General features: G+C 69.5%; 21 protein-coding genes and 1 pseudogene. 19 read left to right on the forward strand and 3 right to left on the reverse strand.

All coding sequences use genetic code 11. The features are described from left to right. The first annotated feature begins 29 nt into the window (after positions 1-29). The 4 genes from AB0B76_RS49600 to AB0B76_RS49615 all read left to right on the forward strand — a co-directional run bounded on the left by AB0B76_RS49600 (position 30) and on the right by AB0B76_RS49615 (position 8,462). Positions 30-6,284, forward strand: a complete 6,255-nt coding sequence (locus AB0B76_RS49600; RefSeq protein ID WP_360390297.1) for an RHS repeat-associated core domain-containing protein — start codon at positions 30-32, stop codon at positions 6,282-6,284. 448 nt (positions 6,285-6,732) lie between these two features. After that, positions 6,733-7,224 carry a hypothetical protein gene (locus tag AB0B76_RS49605; protein WP_360390299.1) on the forward strand — a complete coding sequence of 164 codons (492 nt, stop codon included), beginning with the start codon at positions 6,733-6,735 and terminating at the stop codon, positions 7,222-7,224. Between the two features lie 797 nt (positions 7,225-8,021). Further along, positions 8,022-8,204 (forward strand): hypothetical protein, encoded by a 183-nt coding sequence (locus AB0B76_RS49610; RefSeq protein ID WP_360390302.1) that lies wholly within the window; start codon positions 8,022-8,024, stop codon positions 8,202-8,204. A gap of 15 nt (positions 8,205-8,219) precedes the next feature. Beyond that, on the forward strand, positions 8,220-8,462 hold the full coding sequence (locus tag AB0B76_RS49615) for a hypothetical protein (RefSeq protein ID WP_360390304.1): 243 nt from the start codon (positions 8,220-8,222) through the stop codon (positions 8,460-8,462). Positions 8,463-8,666: 204 nt separating this feature from the next. Here the strand turns inward: AB0B76_RS49615 and AB0B76_RS49620 are convergent, their stop codons facing one another. Then, entirely contained in the window at positions 8,667-9,593 is a 927-nt protein-coding gene (locus AB0B76_RS49620) for a hypothetical protein (protein ID WP_360390307.1), read from the reverse strand. Positions 9,594-9,726: 133 nt separating this feature from the next. On the opposite strand from AB0B76_RS49620, the gene AB0B76_RS49625 reads away from it, so the two are divergent. The 6 genes from AB0B76_RS49625 (at position 9,727) to AB0B76_RS49650 (ending at position 12,171) form a co-directional block, all read left to right on the forward strand. Further along, positions 9,727-10,131, forward strand: coding sequence for a hypothetical protein (locus AB0B76_RS49625; RefSeq protein WP_360390309.1), 405 nt, complete (start codon positions 9,727-9,729; stop codon positions 10,129-10,131). A 231-nt stretch (positions 10,132-10,362) separates the two neighbouring features. Further along, positions 10,363-10,698, forward strand: coding sequence for a hypothetical protein (locus tag AB0B76_RS49630; protein ID WP_360390312.1), 336 nt, complete (start codon positions 10,363-10,365; stop codon positions 10,696-10,698). Between the two features lie 69 nt (positions 10,699-10,767). Further along, on the forward strand, positions 10,768-11,451 hold the full coding sequence (locus tag AB0B76_RS49635; protein WP_360390314.1) for a hypothetical protein: 684 nt from the start codon (positions 10,768-10,770) through the stop codon (positions 11,449-11,451). Further along, a complete protein-coding gene (locus tag AB0B76_RS49640) occupies positions 11,448-11,801 on the forward strand; it encodes a transcriptional regulator (RefSeq protein WP_360390317.1) in 354 nt (117 codons plus the stop codon). The genes AB0B76_RS49635 and AB0B76_RS49640 overlap by 4 nt, the downstream gene beginning before the upstream one ends. Next, positions 11,798-11,959 carry a hypothetical protein gene (locus tag AB0B76_RS49645; RefSeq protein WP_360390319.1) on the forward strand — a complete coding sequence of 54 codons (162 nt, stop codon included), beginning with the start codon at positions 11,798-11,800 and terminating at the stop codon, positions 11,957-11,959. Before AB0B76_RS49640 ends, AB0B76_RS49645 begins: the two co-directional genes overlap by 4 nt. Next, on the forward strand, positions 11,956-12,171 hold the full coding sequence (locus AB0B76_RS49650; protein ID WP_360390322.1) for a hypothetical protein: 216 nt from the start codon (positions 11,956-11,958) through the stop codon (positions 12,169-12,171). The genes AB0B76_RS49645 and AB0B76_RS49650 overlap by 4 nt, the downstream gene beginning before the upstream one ends. Before the next feature lie 102 nt (positions 12,172-12,273). Here AB0B76_RS49650 and AB0B76_RS49655 read toward each other — a convergent pair whose 3' ends face one another. Further along, the gene (locus tag AB0B76_RS49655) at positions 12,274-13,161 is read right to left on the reverse strand and encodes a TetR/AcrR family transcriptional regulator C-terminal domain-containing protein (protein WP_360390325.1); all 888 of its coding nucleotides are present in this window, start codon (positions 13,159-13,161) and stop codon (positions 12,274-12,276) included. A 100-nt stretch (positions 13,162-13,261) separates the two neighbouring features. Between AB0B76_RS49655 and AB0B76_RS49660 the strand changes: the two are divergent. Next, positions 13,262-13,462, forward strand: a pseudogene (locus AB0B76_RS49660) (ATP-binding cassette domain-containing protein); the annotation flags it as partial. A gap of 23 nt (positions 13,463-13,485) precedes the next feature. After that, positions 13,486-14,679 (forward strand): DUF418 domain-containing protein, encoded by a 1,194-nt coding sequence (locus AB0B76_RS49665; RefSeq protein WP_360390328.1) that lies wholly within the window; start codon positions 13,486-13,488, stop codon positions 14,677-14,679. 195 nt (positions 14,680-14,874) lie between these two features. Here the strand turns inward: AB0B76_RS49665 and AB0B76_RS49670 are convergent, their stop codons facing one another. Beyond that, positions 14,875-15,876 (reverse strand): hypothetical protein, encoded by a 1,002-nt coding sequence (locus AB0B76_RS49670; RefSeq protein WP_360390331.1) that lies wholly within the window; start codon positions 15,874-15,876, stop codon positions 14,875-14,877. A gap of 228 nt (positions 15,877-16,104) precedes the next feature. Between AB0B76_RS49670 and AB0B76_RS49675 the strand changes: the two genes are divergently transcribed. From AB0B76_RS49675 to AB0B76_RS49705, 7 genes are all read left to right on the forward strand, one after another. Then, on the forward strand, positions 16,105-16,644 hold the full coding sequence (locus AB0B76_RS49675) for a hypothetical protein (protein ID WP_360390334.1): 540 nt from the start codon (positions 16,105-16,107) through the stop codon (positions 16,642-16,644). A 1,003-nt stretch (positions 16,645-17,647) separates the two neighbouring features. Beyond that, entirely contained in the window at positions 17,648-18,253 is a 606-nt protein-coding gene (locus AB0B76_RS49680; protein ID WP_360390337.1) for an AAA family ATPase, read from the forward strand. Positions 18,254-18,355: 102 nt separating this feature from the next. Further along, on the forward strand, positions 18,356-18,805 hold the full coding sequence (locus tag AB0B76_RS49685) for an AAA family ATPase (RefSeq protein WP_360390340.1): 450 nt from the start codon (positions 18,356-18,358) through the stop codon (positions 18,803-18,805). Between the two features lie 73 nt (positions 18,806-18,878). Then, positions 18,879-19,271: a nuclear transport factor 2 family protein gene (locus AB0B76_RS49690; RefSeq protein ID WP_360390342.1), complete on the forward strand. Its 393-nt coding sequence runs from the start codon at positions 18,879-18,881 to the stop codon at positions 19,269-19,271. Positions 19,272-19,354: 83 nt separating this feature from the next. Further along, positions 19,355-19,534, forward strand: coding sequence for a hypothetical protein (locus AB0B76_RS49695; RefSeq protein WP_360390345.1), 180 nt, complete (start codon positions 19,355-19,357; stop codon positions 19,532-19,534). A 74-nt stretch (positions 19,535-19,608) separates the two neighbouring features. Beyond that, positions 19,609-20,121 carry a SigE family RNA polymerase sigma factor gene (locus AB0B76_RS49700; RefSeq protein ID WP_360390348.1) on the forward strand — a complete coding sequence of 171 codons (513 nt, stop codon included), beginning with the start codon at positions 19,609-19,611 and terminating at the stop codon, positions 20,119-20,121. A 2-nt stretch (positions 20,122-20,123) separates the two neighbouring features. Beyond that, complete coding sequence (locus AB0B76_RS49705; RefSeq protein WP_360390351.1) at positions 20,124-20,948, forward strand: hypothetical protein; 825 nt, start codon at positions 20,124-20,126, stop codon at positions 20,946-20,948. The last annotated feature ends 37 nt before the right edge of the window (positions 20,949-20,985 follow it).

Below are 20,985 nucleotides of genomic sequence, written 5' to 3' on the forward strand. Positions count from 1 at the left end.
TCCTCGTTCGCGCGGCCCAGGGAGCGTCCATGCGTATGTTCCAGAGCTTCGCCCGCCCCTCGCCGGTGTGGGCCATGTGCCTTTCCCTCGTGGCCGGGCTGCTGGCGGCTACCCCCGACCCGGCGGCCGCCGAGGCCGTGCGATATCAGCCGGCCGTGCCGCCGGGCACCCTGAGCGCATCCGTCCCTGGCCGCGGCGCACCGGCGGCGGTGCAGCGGGTCGATCCGGACGTCCCGGCGCCGGCCCTGGCGGCGCCGGCATATCCGCCGGCGGCCTCGGCGACGGTGCAGATCCCGGCGCCCGGCAGCGCCCAGGCCGTCCGGCTCGGCGCCCTGCCGCTGTCGGTGGCGCAGCCCGGCGCCGCGGGCGGCACCTCGGCCAGCGCGGCGTGGGCCGCGTCGGCGAACGTCCCGGCGAAGGTGACGGCGGAGGGCCTCGACCACCAAGCGGCGACGAAACTGGGTGGTGCGGGCGTTGCGACGGCGTTCGTGCTGCGGCGGGCCGACGGTCAGACGGCCGCCGGACCGGTGCGGCTGACCGTGGACTACTCGCGGTTCGCCCAGGCCGCCGGGGGCGACTACGCCGGCCGGCTGCAGCTGGTGACGCTGCCGGCCGGCTGCGCCACGGCCCCGGACGGACCGGGATGCGCCGACGGGACGCCCGTGCTCGCCGACAATGACCTCACCACCCGCACGCTCGCCGCGACGGTGGACGTGTCCGGTACCGGCGCGACGTACGCGGTGCTGTCGACGTCGTCCGGCTCCTCCGGCGACTACCGGGCCACGGATCTCAACGTCGCGCAGAAGTGGACGGCGGGACAGTCCGGCGGCGGCTTCGACTACACGTATCCGATCGCGCTGCCCGAACCGCCCTACGGCGACGCGCCGGACCTGGCGCTGTCCTATGACTCCAGCGGCGTCGACGGGCGCACCACCAGTACCAACAACCAGGCCTCCTGGGTCGGCCAGGGCTGGAACATCGACCTTCCGTTCATCGAGCGCAGATACAAGGCGTGCGCGGAGGACGGGAACCCGTCGTGGGGCGATCTGTGCTGGTCGTCGCCGTATTCGGGCGACCCGGCCGGCGCCGCGTACACGATCTCGATCGGCGGGCACAGCAGTGAACTGCTGAAGGCGGCCGACGGCAGCTACCGGATGAAGGACGACCAGGCGTACCGCATCGATCACCACACGGGCGGCCCCAACGGGGACAACGACGGCGAGTACTGGACCGTGTCCACATTGGACGGCACGCAGTACTACCTGGGATACGGGCAGGATCAACGCAAGTCGACGGCGGCCCCGACGAACTCCAACTGGACGGTGCCGGTGGTCAGCGACGACTCCGGCGAGCCGTGCCACCAGTCGAATCTGGCCTCCTGCCAGCAGACCTACCGCTGGAACGTGGACGAGGTCCACAGCCCGAACGAGACGTACCAGGTGTACTACTACGAGACGGAGACCAACACCTACCGCCGCGCGTCGTCGGGCAACGACCTGTCCTACATCCGGGGCGGGTACCTGTCGAAGATCGAGTACGGGAAAGTGTGGGCGGCCGACGCCCCGGCCCCGGCGTACGTGTCGTTCACCCACTACAACCGCTGCACCCAGCGGGTGGCGGTGGTGGACCCGGACACCACCCCGGAACCGACCTGCCCGACGATCGCCAGTTCGCCGTCGTCATACCCCGACGTGCCGACCGATCTGATCTGTTCCAGCGGCTGCGGCAAGCACTCGCCGACCTTCTTCATCAGCGACATGCTGGACTCGATCCACGCTTTCGTGCGCAACACCGCAGGCGGCTACGACGAGGTGACGAAGTGGCAGCTGAAGCACTCCTACCCGGCGACCGGCGACGGCTCGGATCCGCAGCTGTGGCTGGACTACGTGCGCCGGATCGGCTACCGCGGCGGCACGATCCGGGAGGCGGTGACCGCGTTCGACGGGACGAACCTCGACAACCGCGTCGACTACAACACGTCCCTGGGCGTGCGGCCGCTGTCGATGCGCCGGGTGACCGCCGTCCACAACACCTACGGCGGTGAGACCAACATCCAGTACGGGCACCAGAACGCCTGCTTCACCGGGGGCACCGGCGCGTCGGGCTGGAGCGCCTGGTACGCCAAGAAGAACGGCCACTGGGACACCAACACCGACGAATGCTATCCGGAGTACTTCAAGCCGGACGGCGCCGCCTCCGGCTGGGGCATCTTCCACAAGTACGTGGTGCGGTCGGTCACCGACGTCGACCACGTCGGCGGCCAGCCCAGCCGGGTGTCCGCGTACACCTACCTGGGCGGCGCGGCCTGGCACCACGACGACGCCCTGCTGAGCGCCGACGACCAGCAGTCGTGGGGCGACTGGCGCGGTTACGGCGCGGTCCAGACCGTCGAGGGCAGCGGCGCCAGCACCGAGCGCACGGTCACCACGAACACCTATTTCCGCGGCATGGACCAGGACCTCAAGGTCGACGGCACGAAGAAGAGCGTGTCGCTGACCGACTACGACAAACACCCCTGGCCCGACTCGCACTTCCTGCAGGGCCTGGCATTGCAGGAACAGCGGTACCGGCTCAACGCCGACTCGTCGCTCACCGAGCTGGCGTCGCAGCGCTGGACCTACTGGGACTCGGGCATCACGGCCAACGGGCCGGGCCTGCACAATGCGCACATCATCCGCCCGGCCACCCATCTCACCAGGGACCTGCTGGACGGCGGCACCTGGCGGGCGACCGAGACCGACGACGTCTACGACACGTACGGGCTGGTCTCCTCCGAGATCGACAAGGGCGACACAGCAGTCGCGGCCGACGACACCTGCACCACGACCAGCTACGCGCGCAACACCGCCGACTGGCGGTGGATGATCGACTATCCGGAGACCGTCGAGGCGCACCAGGGCCCCTGCACCGGGCCGGTGATCGGCCGGACGGTCGCCCTCTACGACGGAGCGACGTCGACCGACGACACGGTGAACCAGCCGATCGACGGCAACCGCACCGAGGTGCGCTCCTACCTCGACGACGGCACGTACAGCTCGGTCGCCAAGACCTACGACGAGCAGGGCCGGGTGCTTACCGAAACCGACCCGCTGCACCACATCACGACCACCGTGTACGACCCGGCGACCGGATTCCCGACCAACGGCGTCACCGTCACCGACCCGCTCGGACACCGCACCACGACGTGGACCAGCCCCGCCTTCGGGGACGCGACGAAGGTCGCCGACGCCAACGGGCACGACGCCAACGGCCAGCTGAACGGCAAGGCCACCGAGCGGGACTACGACGCGCTCGGCCGGATCACCGCGATCTACCTCGCGAGCGAGCCGCGCTCGGGCGGGACACCGTCGTACACCTTCAGCTACGCCACGCCGGCCACCGGGATCGGCTCGCCCACCGGGCCGACCGTCATCACGTCCCGGCAGCTGCAGTCCGGCACCGGCGCCAACGCCGTCTGGCTGAGCAGCTACGAGTACGACGACGGCTTCGCCGAGCCGGTGGAGACCCAGGTGCCGTCGCCGCAGTCCGGCGGCCGGGAGGTCACCGTCACGCGGTACGACAGCCGGGGCCTGACGGCACTGAGCTCACAGCGGTTCTACAACGCCGGCGCGCCCGGCTCGGGCCTGCTCAACCCGGCCGCCGCGGCGATCCCCAACGCCACGACGACCAGCTACGACGCGCTGGAGCAGAAGACCGTGGTGGCGGCGACATCGACCGGCAGCGAGCTGTGGCGCACGACGAGCACCGACCACGGCGACCACACCGTCACCGTGCCGCCGACCGGCGGCCAGGTCGTCACCTGGACGGACGCCTTCGACAAGACCACCAAGACGCAGGACTACCTGGACGCCACGAACCACCAGGACACCACGTACACCTACACGGCCGACCACCGCGACCTGGCCAGTGTCACCGATCCCAACGGCAACGTCACCAGCTACACCTACGACTGGCTGGGGCACAAGCTGACCGACAGCGACCCGGACAGCGGCGCGGCCACCTCGACCTACGACCTGGCCGGCAACGTCACGTCGACCACCGACGCCAAGGGACAGAAGATCTCGACCGGCTACGACGCGCTCAACCGGGTGACGTCGACCTGGAGCGGCGACATCACCAGCGGCACCCGGCTGACCGCCCTGACCTACGACTCCGTGCCCGGGGCGATCGGCCAACCCGCGAGTTCCACCACGTACGCCGACGGCCAGACCTATACCGACGCGGTCACCGGATACGACGCGCGGTACCGCGTGACGGGCCGCCGGTACACCATCCCGGTCGCCGAGACCGGGCTGAGCGACAGTTACGACTTCGGCTACGGCTACGACTCGGCCGACCACCAGACGTCCATCACCTACCCCGCCGCGGGCGGGCTGCCGCAGGAGACCGTCACCGAGAACTACACCGGCCTCGGCCTGCCCAACGTGCTGGCCGGCGCCGACACCTACGTGGCCGGCACCACGTTCTCCGGCGACGGCAAGCTCACCGGGCGCCTGTACAGTCCGACGCTGCAGCGGCAGTACGGCTTCGACCCCGTCACCGACCGGCTGTCCACCATCAAGACCCTGGTCAACGGCGCCACCGTCCAGGACGACGGGTACACGTACAACGCGGGCGGCGACGTCACGTCCACGGTGGACCGCATCGCCGGCCAGACGCAGTGCTTCGGCTACGACGGCCGGCAGCGCCTGACCAGTGCCTACACGAACAGCACGGGCTGCGCCCAGCCGGCCGACGCCAGTGGGCCGGTGCCCTACAACCTCGGTTACAGCTATGACGGCGCCGGCAACATCACGTCCGTCACGCAGAACGGCGCCGCCACCACCTACAGCTACCCGGCCCAGGGCGCCGGCGCGGTCCGCCCGCACGCGGCCACCACGATCGGCACGAACAGCTACGGCTACGACGCCAACGGCGAACTCGTCACGCGGACCGTCGGCGGGACCACGTCAACCCTCACGTGGAGCCAGCGCAACCAACTGGCCAGCGTCACGACCGCAGGGATGACGACCTCCTACGTCTACGACGCGAACGGCGAACGGTTGGTGCGCCACGACCCGGGCTCCACCACGGTGTTCCTCGACGGCACCGAACTCACCACCACCGGGACCGCCGCCGCGACCGCGACCCGCTACTACACCGCGTCCGGCGCCACCGTCGCCGAGCGCACACCGGCGGGGCTGACCTGGCTCACCGCCGACCTGCAGGGCTCGCAACAGCTCGCCATCACACCCGGCGGTACCGTCAGCCGGCAGCGTTACCTGCCCTACGGCGCACCGCGCGGCGGCGCCGGCCAGACGCCCGGCGACCGCGGCTTCCTCGGCAAGGTCCAGGACGCCTCGACCGGGCTGGACCTGCTCGGGAGCCGCTACTACGACCCGGCCATGGCGATGTTCATCTCGCCCGACCCGCTCGACAACAACGACGATCCCGACAGCGCCAACCCGTACGGCTACGCCTCCGGCAACCCGACGACCTTTGCCGACCCTACCGGTCTCATGGTGCCGTGCGAGAGCGGGCACGGCGGCTGCGGTACGACCGGCCACGCCGGCGGAGCGAAGCCCAAGTCCCACCACTCCTCGGGCTCCAAGCACCACCCGTCGGGCTCCTCGCACCGCTCGTCCGGACGGTCCGCGGGCCACGCGGCGAGCAAGAAGTCGTGCCTCGTGTCCGGTTTCTACTGCGGGTACCGGCCGGATCCGCCCTGCCTGACCCAGGCGTTCTACTGCGGTGCGGAGTCCATCGCGCACACAGTGGAGAAGGTGGAGAAGGCCGACCATCCCAATAAGCACCACTGGTGGCAGAAGGTCCTGCCCATCGTTGCCGTCACCGCCGGCATCCTGTCCTTCACACCGCTGTGTCCCGGCGTCTGCGCCGCGATCGCCCTCGGCGCCGACCTGGCCCTGGGCTATCTCGAGGCGACCCACGGCGAGGGGACCGGGGCACTCGCCTGGGCCGCAGTCGGCATCCTCACCTTCCACGCCGCCAAGGGCGTCGAGGTCGGGGTGGACGTCGCCAAAGCGGCATACTACGGAGAACGCGGCGCCATCGACGTCAGGATGGGCCTGCGCGCCGCCGCCAGCCGGGCCGGCGCCAACCCGGCCCAGGCCGGGCGCCGGGCGGCATCGGAGATGCGGAGCCGGGGCAGCCAGTTCAGCCGATTCAGCCAGGCCCAGTTCCTGCTGCACCCGCTCGAACGCGGCCTTGCCATCAACGCGGTGGGAATTGCCGGCGCCACCGAACTCGATGCGTGGGACCTGTTCGGAGACACCGGAGGCGAATGAGACATGGGGTGTCCACCAACGTTCGACGCGGGCTTGGCGCGCGCTGCCCCGGCGAACGTTGGTGGCCACTGCACCGGGTCGTCGTGACCGCCGCCGGCAACTTCTACCAGGACATCGACAGCGCGCCGTTGCGGGTGTCGGCAACGGAGCCTCCCGCCGCTGATCGTTCAGATGGCGGGCGCGGCGCCGGTTACACCCGCTCTACAGCCCGGCGGTGGCGCTCGCGTCCCAGAGCCTCGCCGCGGTCTCCGGATCGCTTGCGTGCGGCGCCGGCTGTTTGGCCGGCTCACCGCTGCCCTTGACGAGTCCGCCGCCCCGGGTAAGGCGGTAGTCATTGTCCTAATTGCGGGCACCGGGGGAGTCGGCAAAACGTGGCTCGCCGTGCACTGGGCGTAGCTGCTGATGCGGCGGGCCCGCACGCATTGACGGACGGTAGGACCATGACGTCGTGAAGGTTTCGTGGGATGTGAAGGCCCGTGATCTCCCCCTGCCGTCCCGCTCGATCGTCGACGGCTCCGCGCACGCCGCCCCGGTCGCGCTCAACGTCCTCGGCTTCGCCGGCCTGCGGATCGTGCGCGTTCGGGTGCCGCTCACCGCCGAGCAGGCCCGGCGCCTGCGCCCCGTCCACGGGCTCATCGTGGGCGCCGTCGCGCTGAGGGCGGTGATGCTGGTGCTCGTCCTGGCCGGCATAGCGTCCGGTATCGCCGGCCGGGCCAGCGTCCTCTACGACCTCTTCCCCGTGTTCCTCGCCCTGGCGGCGACCAACGTCGTCTACCACGTGGTCCTGATGGTCACGAGCCCGCGGGTGTACCCGCGGGTCCCGTTCGACATGTTCGCCACGCACGGCTGGTCGGGCCGGATCGAGTTGCGCGACGTCGACCCGGAGACCGCTGAGGAGTGGCGGCGGCTGAGCGCGGGCGCGGTGCAGGTCTACGAGTAGCGGTCAGAGGTGTACCGTGTGCCGGCCGCCCTCGGTGGAGACGGAGGTGTGGCCGCGCATGCGGCACGGTTGGTGATGGACCGGGCGATCTGCTCGGCGTCGGCGGCCAGCGCCTGGGCCCGACGTTGCCCGACACCGACTTGCCGCTCGGGAACTGATCTGCGCCGTGCCTATATGTGGTTGCTATCGGGCCTCGCCCGGTCCGGACGCGGGGCGTTGGTTCGGCATCGGCGTGTTCGGACCCGGCCGGAGCCGCCATACCCCCGTCCACAACCCGACGGCTACAACCGCGATGACGATCGGGAACGGTCCGGGCCCAGGGCTGGTGGTCTCATGCACCTTGGTGCACGGGCGGGACGCCGAGTACCGCAGCCTCGAGGTCCCGCCGATGTGCACCTCACGCGGCAGCGGGTTCGAGCCGGAGTCCACCTGGGCCGAGCAGATACGCCCGGCCACATCGAATCGGACGTCGTAGACCCGCCGGCCTGAGGCGATGTATTGGATGTCGACCACCTCGGCATCGACCGTGCCTCCCCGCGCCTCGCTCCTCAGGACCTTTCGTGGGGACCGAGACCGTCTGCGACCGAGTCTCTCCCGAGTTCGCCAGGTGCGCGTGAGGTCGCTGTGTCCTGTGACGATCATGGCATCCGCATATGCCGCAGGTCTCGTGCGCCGGGCCGACCTGAAGATCGCCACGCTCTGTGGCGACGGCTCGGCGCCGCTGGCTCGTACTCGTGCCGATGGGCGCTCACCGGATCATGTAGGGGTCGTGCGTTGCCGGTTGCCACGTTGTCTTTGTGAGTGATGTGGTCGGCTCGGGTCTGGACTGGCGCTTCACGTCGGGTTTCAGTGACGCGGAGACGATCGAAGTACTTCGTGGGCTGCAGCGCAAGTTGCCTCGTTGGCGCGACAGCGCACAGTTCACCCGTGACGACGACGACAAGGTCACCATTCTCGATCAGGAGAGACCACGTCCATAGTCATGCCTCCTGCTCGTGCAGACAGAGACGAACGCATGGCATGCCCGCTCGACCGGGTACTGCCCCGACCCGGAGTCCTGGCCGGCTGTCGGCGAAGCGCTCGACCGAATCGGCGTACGGCATCCAGACGACTTCACCGACAAGGTCACATTCCGGCGCTGCCCCGCCTGCGGCGAACGCAACGTCGTGCGGGACAACGACTTTATGCACCAGTGCGGCAGCGCCCTGCCCGCGCAGTGGAACTTCGCGTCGAACTGATCAACGGCGATCCGCAGTGGTACCGCTCTTCCGTCGACTGCGCGCACCTCGAACCACCCGGACGGGACGGCTTGATCAGCTGCGCGCACATGGCCGCCGTTCGTGCGTGCGTACCAGGTAGCCGCTCCTTACGGTCGGTCACCGGTCCGGTGGAGCCGCGGACGTCCGCAACTGGCACATGAGCGCGCACCTGTCTCGATTCCGTCAACTTGGGTCCCGCTCGCTCGGCCGGCGCCGGGTTGCGGCCGGGTCGAGCCAATCGCGGATCTCGGCGAGGTCGGGGGCCAGCGGCTCGTGTAGCCGGGTGATCAGGTACCGCGCGTCGACCAGGGACTGTTCTGCCTCCGGATCGCCGAGCATGCGCTGCACCATGCCGAGCAGCGACAGAGCCCGCGGGTAGTTCTCGTGCAACCCGGTCTCGCGGGCCACCAGCGCGTATTGATCCACCGCCTCCGTCGCGGCGTCGCGGGCCTCGTCGAGTGCTTCCGCCTCTGCGTACCCGTACGCCAGGCGCATGACGGCGTCCGCGAAGGAGAGCCGATCCGCCGGGGACACCGGGCCCAGTGCTCGGTACTCGGCGGCCGCGGCCGCGTACGCCGCGATCGAGCCGGGCGTTCCCTCCCCGTCGAGGGCACGGTGCACCTCGCCTTGGAGGTAGTACACCCGGGCCAGGCCGGGACGCTGCGCGGCGTCGTAGGCTACGAGTTCGCGGTATGTCTGTACTGCGGCCTCGGCGTGTTCGCGGGCGGAGACGGCGCTCACGCCCGGCCGCGTGGCGGCGAAGGCCAGCGCCCGGGCCAGCCTCGCTTGGGCGTCGGCCCGCTGCGGTATGCACGGCGGCGCCAGCGCTGCCAAGCGCTGGTAGATCTCGAAGGAGCGCTGGGCGTCGCCGCCGGCCGCCACATGGTCGCCGAGTGTGTTGTGGACGCCCGCGCGGTTGTACAGCTGACCGGCTAGCATCCACCGCGCCTGGGCATCAGCCGGGTGGGCCGAGACGATCGCCTCCGCGGCGGCGACGGCACCGTCGGCATGAGCCAGTGCCTCGTCCAACCGGCCGGCGGCGTGCGCTTGCGTCGCCATCCCGGCCAGCTCGTTGGCCTCGCGCTCGCGGTCGTATCGGGTCGGCTGCATGCCGCACATCGTAGGGCTCGAAAGCCAGGCGACCGACTCTCGCGGCCTGGCTACGATGGCGACCGGGCACGGTTGGTCTTGCGTTTCGACGCATGACCGCACGAGGGGACGGGGAACCGCCGTGAGCTGGTCGATGCTGATGTACCGAAACCATTGGGCCTTTGCGCACGACGTCCAGCAGGACGCGTTCATGGAGTCCGCCGCGATGTACGTGGCGGCGACCCCGAAGTACTCGGCGGTGCCGTGGCTGCTGCAGTGGCGGGAGTTCTGGCTGCACTCGGTCGGCAACCAGGGAAACGGCGCGAGCTACATCGGCGTCGACGAGTTCCTGACCGACGACGGGCGCGTCGAGGCGTTTCGCGAGTTCCTCCGCGACTACCGGTCGTGGCTAATCGACGGGGCCGACGAGGAACATGTCGCGGCCCGGCTGAACCCCGTCTCGCTCATCGCCTATGCCGAGACCGCCGATGCCGTGCTCACCGGGGACGAGAGTCACCCGAACGTCCATCGGACGCAGGACGCAGAAGCAGCATCGTGACGACACCGAGTCGGGCGGCGCTGCACTACAGCGCGGCCATGGCGATCATGGAGGTCCCGAACGGGTCAGCCGGCTGGTTGCTGATGTGGCTGGAGCCGCTTGGTGGGGATCGTTGGCTCGGCCGTGCAGAACCCCCGCATCTGGGTCCGACTTCCACGGCGACGAGCTGGCGGTCGCGGCTGTAACTCCGGTCAGCGAAGAGTACTGGGCGACGGGATCGAGCAGGTGGCCGTGTGGGTCGAGCCGAGCGAAGGCCGCGGCGACGTTGAAGTCCTGATCATCACCGTCACCGTCGCACTCGCAGAGTCTCCGTGGCGTGAACGGGCCGCGATCGCGCTGGCCTTAGGGCGCTTCGGCGCGGTACCGACGATGCTGCGGCACGACGAGGACTGGGGCGTGGGCGTTTGCCTGGCCACGTCCCACGGCCTCGACGACGATCCGTCCACGCTCGCCCTCGTCATGGAGGCGTTCAGGGATCGCCGCCTGGCTTCGTTCGTGGGAACGGGGAACAGGTATGCGCGACTTCGGGAACCGGGTTGGGCACTTTTCCTTGATCAATATCGCTGACTTCGGGGCCGGTTCCTCGCGTCGCAGTTGATACTGGCGCAAATAGGTTTGCTATGGAAATCTATTTGCATGACCACTGATTCGGTACCCGCCGGCGGCGATCCCCGCCGGCTGCTGTCGGACGTGCGGGCCCTCGCCCACCGGGTGCGGCTTGAACAGCGGGTGACCTGGTTCGCGCTGCTGGTGCTGGCCGCGGCAACCTTCGTGGGGATCGCGTTCGACTGGTACTTCCTCGACGCGCACTGCGTGCCCACGCCCGACGGCTCCGAATGCCGCGTCTGGCATCGGGGCGCGGCGTTTTACTGGCCGCCGGCGCTGCTGCTGGCGTACACGGCGATCGCCGTCTGCTACGTGCGGGTCGCCCGGGCGCGGGGGCTGGGCGCCCGGGTGCTGCCGTATGCGTTCACCGGCGCCGCAGGGGCCGTCCTGTACACCGCCGCGGGGCTGGTGGTGCGCCAGTACCTGCTTAGCCACCCGGTGCCGACCCACCCGCTCCCGTACTGGGCGCTGCTGCTGGACCGCCTGATCGCACCGTGGGGCACGATCGGGGTGGCACTGCTGGTGCTGGCCTGGCTGGAGCGCCACGTCGCGCTGCTGGCGTTCACCCTCGGGTATCTGGCGGTGGTGCTGGTGCCGATCGACTTCGGCTGGGGTGCCGACTGGGGATACTCGCTGCGGCAGCAGGCCATCAACGGCACCCTGCTGCTGCTGGGCGCGATCGGCTTCGCGCTGGCCCGCCAGCGGCACCGGTGACCGCAGAGGACGGGACCCCGGACCCGCACGAGCATCCGGTCAACGGCCTGGACGACGTGGTGCACCAGCGGGTCCGCCTGGGCATTCTCGCCATCACGCACGAGGCCCGCCGGGTCGAGTTCGGCTATCTGCGCACCCAGCTGCAGCTGACCGCCGGCAACCTCTCCCAGCACCTCGGCGTGCTGGAGACGGCCGGCCTGATCGAGATCGAGAAGGGCTACGCCGGAAAGCGCGGCCGTACCTGGATCACGCTCACCGCTGCCGGCGACACCGCGCTCGCCGAGGAGATCGCCCGGCTCAAGCTGCTCATCGCCCGTGTCGAGACCACCGACACCCCGGAGGACCGATGACCACCGCACTGACCCGTCGACACCTGCTCACCGCCGCGCCCGCCACCGGGGCCGCCGTGCCGCTCGGCGCCGGCCGCGGGTGGGCGGCCCAGGCCGAATCTGGCCCGGCACGGCTCACGCTGCCCCCACCACCGGGCCTCATCGTGTCGGGACCGTGATCGCGACGATCTTGGCGCACGGATCTGCCGCGAGGGGCGCGCTGCCTATCGGCTGGTTGGTCGCTCGGACCGCCATCCTGCGCGTGGAAAACCACGGCCGCGGCGGGGACCTCATCGTGAAGCAGCAGGGCGATGAGCTCGTCGAGAAGCACGACGAGATCGGCGCCGCCGGTCAGGTCGTAGTGCTTGTTGACGATCCGGTCGCTGGGTAGATGGATGGTGGCCGCCGCACTCGCCGGCTCGGTGACGATCTCGCGGCGAGGCTGAGCCCGCAGCGCCAGTGGTCGTCGTGGCGGCGCGCGAGGCGGATTCCGTCATCGCAGGAGCGGGGTGAGGCCGTCGAGGAGCCGCTGGAGGCCGAACTCGAAGAGCATGTCCAGGTTCCAGACCGCGTCGTCGGCGGTGATGAAGCGGGCCATCAGCGGGAGCCGCCCGTCGGCCAGGACCGTGCCGATCCGTTCTTCGTGGGCCTCCATCCACTGGGTGTCGGTCAGGCCGCTGTCCTGCTCGGCCTGCGCCTCGTCGGCCAGGTTCACCGCCGTGCCGCGCACGTAGTTGGCCACCGTCACCGCGGCCGTGAACTGTGCGTTCAGGTCGAGCCCGCGCCCGTCCAGGGCCCGCATTGTCCACTCGGTGTGGGCCATGGCGTGTGGGGCCGGCAGCGGCCGGGTGAAGGAGACCGCCTGGGCCAGCCAGGTGTGCCGGCGGTACATCGCCCAATGTAGCTGGGCGACGGCCTCGAGGCAGGCCCGCCAGCCGTCGCGGTCCGGGGTGAGGGCCGGGGGCGGGTTATCGGCCATGATCTTGTCGATCATGAACAGCACCAGCTCTTCACGGTCGGCCACGTACCGGTAGATCGCCATCGTCGGAATGCCGAGCTGGCCGGCGAGTCGGCGCATCGACAGGCCGTGCAGCCCCTCGGCGTCGGCGATGGCCACGGCGGTGGCGACCACCTGTTCGCGGTCGGGGCCGGGTGCTCTACCCGCACCGGCCGCGACGACCACGGTGCCGACGCCCCGCATGGGCTCGACGAGACCCCGCTCGCGCAGGGTTGTCAGGACCTTCGTCGCGGTCGCCATCGCGACCCCGTAATCGGCCATGAGCTGCCGGGTCGACGGGGTCCTCGCTCCGGGCGCGAGCTCGCCCGACGCGATCCGGTCCGCGAGATCAGCGGCGATCCGGCGGTACGGCGGTTCCTCCACGGCAGCCTCCCGTGCACTAGTTCACTCACGGTACCCCGAGGACGAATACTGGGGGCAGCCTCACTGTCACCGGTACTAGTGCACCAATACGCTGTACGACATGACTGATGTCGTTCGTTTCGAGTCGCTTCGCAAGACCTACGATGGCCCGGTGACCGCGCCCGACGGCGTCACCGTCGGCTTCGCCGCGGGCAGTTTCACGGCGGTCATGGGCCCCTCGGGCTCGGGCGAGAGCACCCTGCTGCAGTGCGCGGCCGGCCTGGACCGGCCCACCGCCGGGCAGGTGCTCATCGACGGCACCGTGGTCTCGCGAGGCTCGATGTCATGAGTGTGCTCCGACCTGACCAGCAGGGCCACGCCCCGGATGTAGCCGCTGAGAACAATGACGACGCCCGGATCAACGTTGTCGACGCGTTGCGCGGGATTGCGCTGCTGCTCATCCTGCTGGTCAATGTGTGGTACTTCAGCTCCGGTTATGCGTTCCAACTGGTCGACGATCCGGCGTACGGTGCGCTCGACCGGCTGGTCGCAGGTGCGGTGGAACTACTGTTCGCGATGAAGGCGTACCTGCTGTTCTCATTCCTGTTCGGCTACAGCTTCACCCTGCAACTCGACTCGGCGGCCCGGCGTGGGGCGGCCTTCGGCCGGTCGTTCCTGCGCCGGCTCTCCGGGTTGTTCGTGCTCGGGGTGCTGCACGCGGTGCTGCTGTTCCACGGCGACATCCTCATCACGTACGCGTTGCTCGGTCTCCCGCTGCTCGCCGTTCGGCGGATCGAGCCGCGCACCGCCCTGGTCGCAGCGGCGATCGTCGTGGGCGTGATCGCGTTCGTGGTCGGTCTGGCCGCGGTTCTTGGTGCCGCGGTGGTCCCGGACGAGGCCGCCGCGGTCACCGCCGGTGCGCGTTCGACGGAGGCCCTGCTCGGCGGGCTCGGTGATGTCGTCCTGGAGCACCTGCGCTCGTTGCCGGCAATGCTCGGCGCACTTGCCGTACAAGGGCCGTTGGCCTTCGCCGCGTTCCTCGTCGGTCTCGCCGCCGGCAAGCACCGGATGCTCGCCGCCGTGGACACTCACGAGAACTTGCTGCGCCGCTGCGAGCGGGTCGGCTATCCGGTTGGTCTGGCCGGCGCCACCGTGTTCGCGATCGGCGGCGGCACGGCGAACATGACCGGACTGATGGTCAGCATCGTCACCGCGCCGTTCCTCGCGGCGGCCTACGCCGCGACCCTGCTGCGTCTGTTCACACGGCGACCGCGCGTCGCGGACGCGTTGGCGCCTGCGGGACGCATGGCCCTGACGAACTACCTGGGCCAGTCGCTCATCTGCGTGCTCGTCTTCACCGGCGTCGGGCTCGGCCTGGCCGGCCACACCTCGCCGGCGCAGACGCTGTTCATCGCACTGACGATCTTTGTGGTCCAGGCGGCTGCCAGTTACTGGTGGATGCGGCGGTTCCGGTACGGCCCGTTCGAATGGGCGTTGCGCGCGTGGACGCACAGCAGGCGACCCGCCATGCAACGATAGGCCCGACAGCTCACCACCAGCTGCGCGGCGGCGTCCAGGTGTGCGGCCGTCACGTCGGCTCTGCGGCCGCAGGCAGAATGTTGGCCCATACCCAGCCACGCATCGTAGTGCCCGGCTGGGACCCCGCGCTTACTGTACGTCGGGGGACGAGTCGTCACCGACCAGCTCGTCGAGGGTTGCCGGCGAGCCGGTCGATCAGTCGAGTGGGTCCCAGTGTCCGGCGTAGCGCAGCAGAGAGCGCGCCAGGTCCGGATGTGCGGCCGCCCAGACGGTGTCGAACAGGAACCATTGCTGGTAGCCGAACGGCTTGTTGCAGTGCATTGCCAGCTGGGCGAGGTGCTGGTCGACTTGGAGCAGGGACGCGTCGGGGTTTCGCTCGTGGGTAGACTCGCCGACCGCGATCAGGTCGAGGGCCTCGCGGTGCACGGCGGCGTGCGCGTCTGGCATGCCCCGCGGCCACGGGTCGTCGTTGAGGTTGAAGCCCGGCCAGTGGTTGCACCGGCGTAGCGCCGGCTCGAGCGTGTCGTCGTCCGGCGCGACGAGGGCCCGCAGCACGAGCAGCTCGGGCGGCCAGCCGGCATCGGTGGCGGGGTCGGTGGCGCGCAGGTGGGCGGCCAGGCCCGGCAGGTCGACGCCGGGGAACGCGAGCGGTGCCAGCCGGGCCAGGGTCGTGCCGTCGTAATGGGTGAGGAACACCGCGTAGGTCGTCGCGTCGCCGCCGCCGGCCGGTGCCGCGACCGTCACCGCGCACCCCGGGTCGAACGCCGCCGGTCCGCCCGCGTCGCTGGGTAGTGGCCAGGCCGCGTGCAGCAGATAGGCGAGCCGGTCGCCGCGGGCCGCGACCACGTCGTCGTCGAGGAAGAAGTAGGCGAGTTCGACCTCGTCGTCGTTGGTACGCGCGCGCAGGCTGTGCTCGTCCAGCCGGATGTAATCGGGGCCGCCCTCGACGTACAGGTGCTCGTGCAGCAGCGTGCGCAGCTCGTCGACCGTCTCCGGCCGGGGCAAAGGCTCCGTGCGCGCGTCGTCGAAGATCGAGGCGAGGCCGTATGCGTAGCCGTCGAGCTCCGCCGCGACCCAGTCCCACCCGTCGTCGCAGCCCCATCCGCGCCGGAACCAGTCCAGGACGCTGGCGTCGGGCAGCCGCCGCACCCGCCGGCTCAGCGGGCCCTCGTAGTGCGTCCGGTAGACGAAATACACGCCCGCGACGGTACGCGAAAACCGTGCTGGCAGGCGACGCAAAGATCCAGTACGTTGCACCACCAATCGAGCGTCACGGCCGTAAGAGCCACTTGACCGGGTGCACGGACTTGCCGCCGACCGATGTTGCCTGGCAGGAGGCAACTGTTTGGCACGGATGGACCTTGCTGACATGATCATGTGACCGCGGGGCGGCCGCTGGAACGTCGCCATGATCGAGGTGGTGGAATGGGACTCTTCAAGCGGCGTCCGCCGACTCCCGTCAAGCGGCTCATGGCCGCCGCCGGGCTGCCGACCGCAGGCGGTGAGATCCCCGTGGGGGACGTTGTCATGGAGGTCGTACGCCGCAGCAGCGGGCGGGTCGCGGCGACCCTTGCCGTGGTCGAGGACTTGCTCGTCGAGGAGGGCAACGTGTCGCGTGGCGCGCTGGAGTTCCTTGAGGATCTTCAGAACGCGGCATCGCACGGCACGGAGGGCTTCCTCACGACAGGGGAGCTGTTGCCGTTGCGAGGGCCCCGGACGGTGGACGGTTGGGAATCGGTAGACCTCTTTTGGGCCGCGGTCGTCGCCTGGTGCGACGAGAGCGGGGTGGAGCTGGATTCGAGTGCATCGCTGCGCGCCGTCGAACATCCTGGACTGCGATCGGTCCTGTGGCCGTCGTGTCGAAGCCTCGCCGACGGGCGACGGGTAGGCCTCAGCGACGTGCTGCTGTACGAGAAGGCGACCGGCGCCACGATGGCCAACTTCGGGCACCATCCGACGGTGTGACGGGCTGTGAGGCGCTCGTCAGAATCACTTGACCAGGTGCACCCACATGCTGCCAGGACCGACCCGGCCCGGGCAAGGACTGGTTGACGCGCTTCCCGAACGCCTCCACGCGAGGTTCACACGGATCCGACCCTACGGATGACATCGGTCAAGCCCGCGGCTTACTCGCAACGTCCGCATCTGCCCACCACGAATCGCCCAAGACTGCGTACTCGATCATGCCGCTGTCATCGCGCCGGTGGCGTACAGCATGCGACCCAACGTGTTCGCTGCCCAACGTGTGCGAGCCACGCTCGATGGCCGACTGCGACCGAGTGCTACTCACAACCCTGGCTTGGCTGGATGCTCACCCGTACTCACCAACGCTTGCTGGGCCGGCCGACACGGCCCATCTGGACCGCCATTTCCGGCGACTGGGCGCAGGATCAGGGCGCTGAGCCGTAGCCCAATCGGCACACGCTCACGGCGCCGGCGGGGCCCGCGAGTTTCGACCGTTCGTCACGGAGCCGTGTCTGTGGCCGGTGCACTGTCGCGCCGAGGTGGGAGCACCGCTGGCGCGTTGCCGGACAACCGGTTCATGATCACAGACATGGCAAACTCTGTTGCCCGCTGATCAACACCCGAGCTAGCCTCGTGCACGCACTTCCCGGTGCGCAGGCGACGGTTACATCTTGGAGGGGATGGCTCCCCGGTGAAGAGCTCGTCCGTCGCCGTCTTTGATCTCGGGAGGCGCGACCACACCGCATACCCGGTGTGCAGGCACCGTTTACTTCAGGGAGCCGCAGGTTGGGGGTTCGAGTCCCCCGAAGTCCTCGGATTGATCAATCGGATAGAGCGGCGGACATAAGGGACTTCGTCGGCACCATAGAAGTAAATCGTCACGGGAACCTCACGGGTGCTACGGAGACCCGCACCGTCTCAGGCGTTTTCTTCGCCAGGCCCGGCCTTTCAACGCGCCAACGACCCGGTGAACCTTCCCAGTCGGAGCACTAGCGTAGGCGAGGTGACTGGGACGCTGCTGTTCATCGTCGGGCCGCCGGCCGTGGGGAAGATGACCGTGGGCGAGCAGATCGCCGCCCGGACCGGCCTGCGGCTGTTCCACAACCACATGGCGATTGAGCCGGTGCTTCGGTTCTTCCCGTTCGGTAGTCCGCCGTTCGGGCGGCTGGTTGACCGGTTCCGTCGCGACCTGATCGAAGAGGTGGCGGCCAGCGATCTGCCCGGACTGATCTTCACTTTTGTCTGGGCCTTCGACCTTCCCGACGATGAGTTGGCAGTGGATGGCTTCGCGGAGCCGTTCAGACGCCGCGGCGGCCGGGTCCTCTTCCTTGAGCTCGAGGCCAGTCAGGAGGAACGGCTCCGGCGGAATCGCGGCGCGTCACGCCTGGCGGAGAAGCCGTCCAAGCGGGATGTCGCCTTCTCGGAGCGCAACCTGCTCGAACTGGATCAGCAGTACCGCCTCGGCTCGGGAGGCCGGTTCGACGACCGTACCGACTACCTGCGCATCGACAACACCAGGCGGAGTCCCGCCGACGTGGCCGACATGACCATCACGCATTTCGGCATCGCTCCGCAGCCGGGCTCGCAGGGCTGCCGGACACAGGACTGAACGAAGGTACCGCAGCTTCCTGTTCTGCCCGCGAGGCGAGTCGGCCGGAAGTCCATCGCGCCCGCTCGGTCATCGTGGCCGACCGGTCCCTAAAGTGGCGGCGTGGCGCGGGTGTTGGTGACGGGAATGTCGGGCGTGGGCAAGAGCACGCTGCTCGAGGAAATCTCGCGTCGCGGTTACCTGGTCGTCGATACCGACTACGACGGTTGGACGTTGTCGGACGGCACGTGGGACGAGCCCCGCATGGCGGCCTTGCTCGCTGAGGGGAGCGACGTCGTGGTGTCGGGGACGGTGGAGAACCAGGGCCGCTTCTACGACCGTTTCGACCAGGTCGTTCTGCTCAGTGCACCACTCGACGTTCTTCTCGACCGTGTCTTGAAGCGATTGAACAACCCGTACGGGAAGACAGCCGGGCAGCGAGCGGAGATCGAGCGCTATCTGGGCGAGGTGGAACCGTTGCTGCGTTTCGGCGCCTCCGTGGAACTCGACGGCCGGCGTCCAGTCGGAGAGCTGGCCGACATCGTCGAGAGGTTGCTTGCCGTAGCGTCCTGATCTGCCGGCATGGGTGCACGGCCTACGCGATGCGGGCGATCACACGAGCGCCGAGGGTGGTTAGGTTGGCGACGTGACAGCAGACGCCCTGGCAACTGAGATGGCGAACACTGAACGACGGCGGCTTCGGGCGCTGGTCGAAGTGAGGCTGGTAGAAGCAGATGCCCTGCACGCCCCGGATTTCGAGCTCGTTCATCCCAGCGGCGGGGTCTGGTCCAAGGAGCAGTACCTCGGCGGCATCGCGTCAGGTGACATCAACTACCGCCGCTTCGAGGCGGTGTCGAGCATCGACGTGATGATGGACGGCGACCTGGCCGTTCTGCGCTACAGGTCAGTCATCGACATCGCGGTCCGGGGACAAGAGGCGGGGCTGCTGGAATGCTGGCATCTCGACTGCTACCGCCGCGAGCAGGACGGGCTCTGGAGGGCCCGTTGGTCGCAGGCGACCTCCATCGACCACCCTTAGCAGACAGTCCTCGGTCGCTGAGCACCCGCTTGGACGCGTTACGGCGATTTCGTCGCCTGTGAAGATCCCGGCACCGGTCGTTCGTGACGGGCGGGACGCCGAGATCCCTTGCGCGGAAAGCGTTCGTCGCCGACACCTGGACCGGCGCACGCCTGCGACCCACCAACGGGCTCGGGTACCGGCGGATCGCGAAGGTCTCGGAGGTGGTGGGCGGCGTGGTGGCCTTCATCCGCGACGAGGACCGGTCCACGATCGCCTTGTAATCCGTGCAACCCGCCCGCCCGTTGCTTACGTGAGTATTGCCGTCAGGGACGAGGGAGGTCACATGGGATCGGGCATGAGCCGCGATCAGGAGTTCGGCGACTACTACGCCGCCCGGGGCGCGGCGTTCCGGGCGACGGCCTACCTGTTGTGCGGCGACTGGCACTTGGCGGACGACCTCACCCAGATTGCATTCGCCAAGCTCTATCTTGCGTGGCCCCGGATCCAACGTAAGGAGCCCATCGACCGCTACGTGCGGCGAACCCTCGTGCGGGTCTTCCTCGACGAGCGCCGTCGGCCGTGGCGCCGGGAGCGGCCGACGGCCGAGTTCGTCGACCTCGACCCGGGTGCCCCGGCCGGGACCGACCGGGTCGACGACCGCCTGATCCTGCGCCGCGCCCTGGCGGCCGTTCCCACGCGCCAGCGCGCCGTAGTGGTGCTGCGGTTCTGGGAGGACCTGTCGGTCGAGGAGACCGCGGAGCTGCTCGGGATCTCGGTCGGCACGGTAAAAAGCCAGGCTTCCCGCGGGCTGGAAACCTTGCGCCGCCTGCTCGGCGTGCCCGACACCGCTTTCACAGGTAAGGAGTGACGATGCACGACAACGACGTGCGGGATCTGTTGGCGCGGGTGGTCGGCGAGGCCGGGCCGCGGCCGGTGAGCCGGGAGGAGATGGTGGCGGCCGGGCGGCGGGCCAGAAACCGCCGGCGCCGGTGGTGGGTCGGCGGAGTCGCGCTGGCCGCGGTCGCCGCGGTGGCGGCCACGACCCAGGTCGTACCGGCACCCAGCGTGCCAGGCACCGTAGGCACGCCAGGCACCGTCAGCGCATCAGGCACCGTCGGCGCACGCAGCCCGGGAGTGACCAAGTCGCCCACCGGTCGTGCGGTGTCGACGATCCCGGAAGCCCAGCAGCAGCGCGCCAACCAGATGCTGGCCGTGCTCATTGCGGCGATACCGGCCGGATATACCACTCCGGCGGCGGGCGCCACTCCGGCGGCGGGCCACCCGCTCACCCGTTACGCATATGTGCAGGGCTGGCAGCAGACTGGCTGGCGCTACTCGATCAGTACCGAGGTCTACCGCGACGGCAAGGCCGGCATGGTGCGGGTCAGCTCGTTCACCGACTACGGCCCGCCCGGCACCAACGATCCGTGCGCCGCCGCCTACCAGGCCGCCGGCTCGTACGACGGTTGTACGGTACTGACCGCGGTCACCGGTACCCCGGTCTCGGTGTCCTGGCGGGGCGGCAGCGGCAAGGTGCCGCGCGAGGTCCGAGCGACCTGGGTGGCCGACGACCGGGCGGTGTCCGTGGAGCAGGGGCCCGGCGCCCAGCAGCCCGGCTTCGGCATGCTGGACCAGCCAGTCTTCACCGACCAGGAGCTGGCCGACCTCGCGGTGTTGCCCGACTTCCGCGGCTGATCCTCGTCGCCGTAGCCGGTGGTGGCCAGCCACGTTC

Source organism: Dactylosporangium sp. NPDC049140 (genome assembly GCF_040648435.1).

Coding starts and splice junctions, on each gene's coding strand:
- AB0B76_RS49600 (WP_360390297.1), top strand. CDS start 30: ATGCGTATGTTCCAGAGCTTCGCCCGCCCCTCGCCGGTGTGGGCCATG.
- AB0B76_RS49620 (WP_360390307.1), bottom strand. CDS start 9,593: ATGCAGCCGACCCGATACGACCGCGAGCGCGAGGCCAACGAGCTGGCC.
- AB0B76_RS49625 (WP_360390309.1), top strand. CDS start 9,727: ATGCTGATGTACCGAAACCATTGGGCCTTTGCGCACGACGTCCAGCAG.
- AB0B76_RS49635 (WP_360390314.1), top strand. CDS start 10,768: ATGACCACTGATTCGGTACCCGCCGGCGGCGATCCCCGCCGGCTGCTG.
- AB0B76_RS49645 (WP_360390319.1), top strand. CDS start 11,798: ATGACCACCGCACTGACCCGTCGACACCTGCTCACCGCCGCGCCCGCC.
- AB0B76_RS49665 (WP_360390328.1), top strand. CDS start 13,486: ATGAGTGTGCTCCGACCTGACCAGCAGGGCCACGCCCCGGATGTAGCC.
- AB0B76_RS49675 (WP_360390334.1), top strand. CDS start 16,105: ATGGGACTCTTCAAGCGGCGTCCGCCGACTCCCGTCAAGCGGCTCATG.
- AB0B76_RS49700 (WP_360390348.1), top strand. CDS start 19,609: ATGAGCCGCGATCAGGAGTTCGGCGACTACTACGCCGCCCGGGGCGCG.
- AB0B76_RS49705 (WP_360390351.1), top strand. CDS start 20,124: ATGCACGACAACGACGTGCGGGATCTGTTGGCGCGGGTGGTCGGCGAG.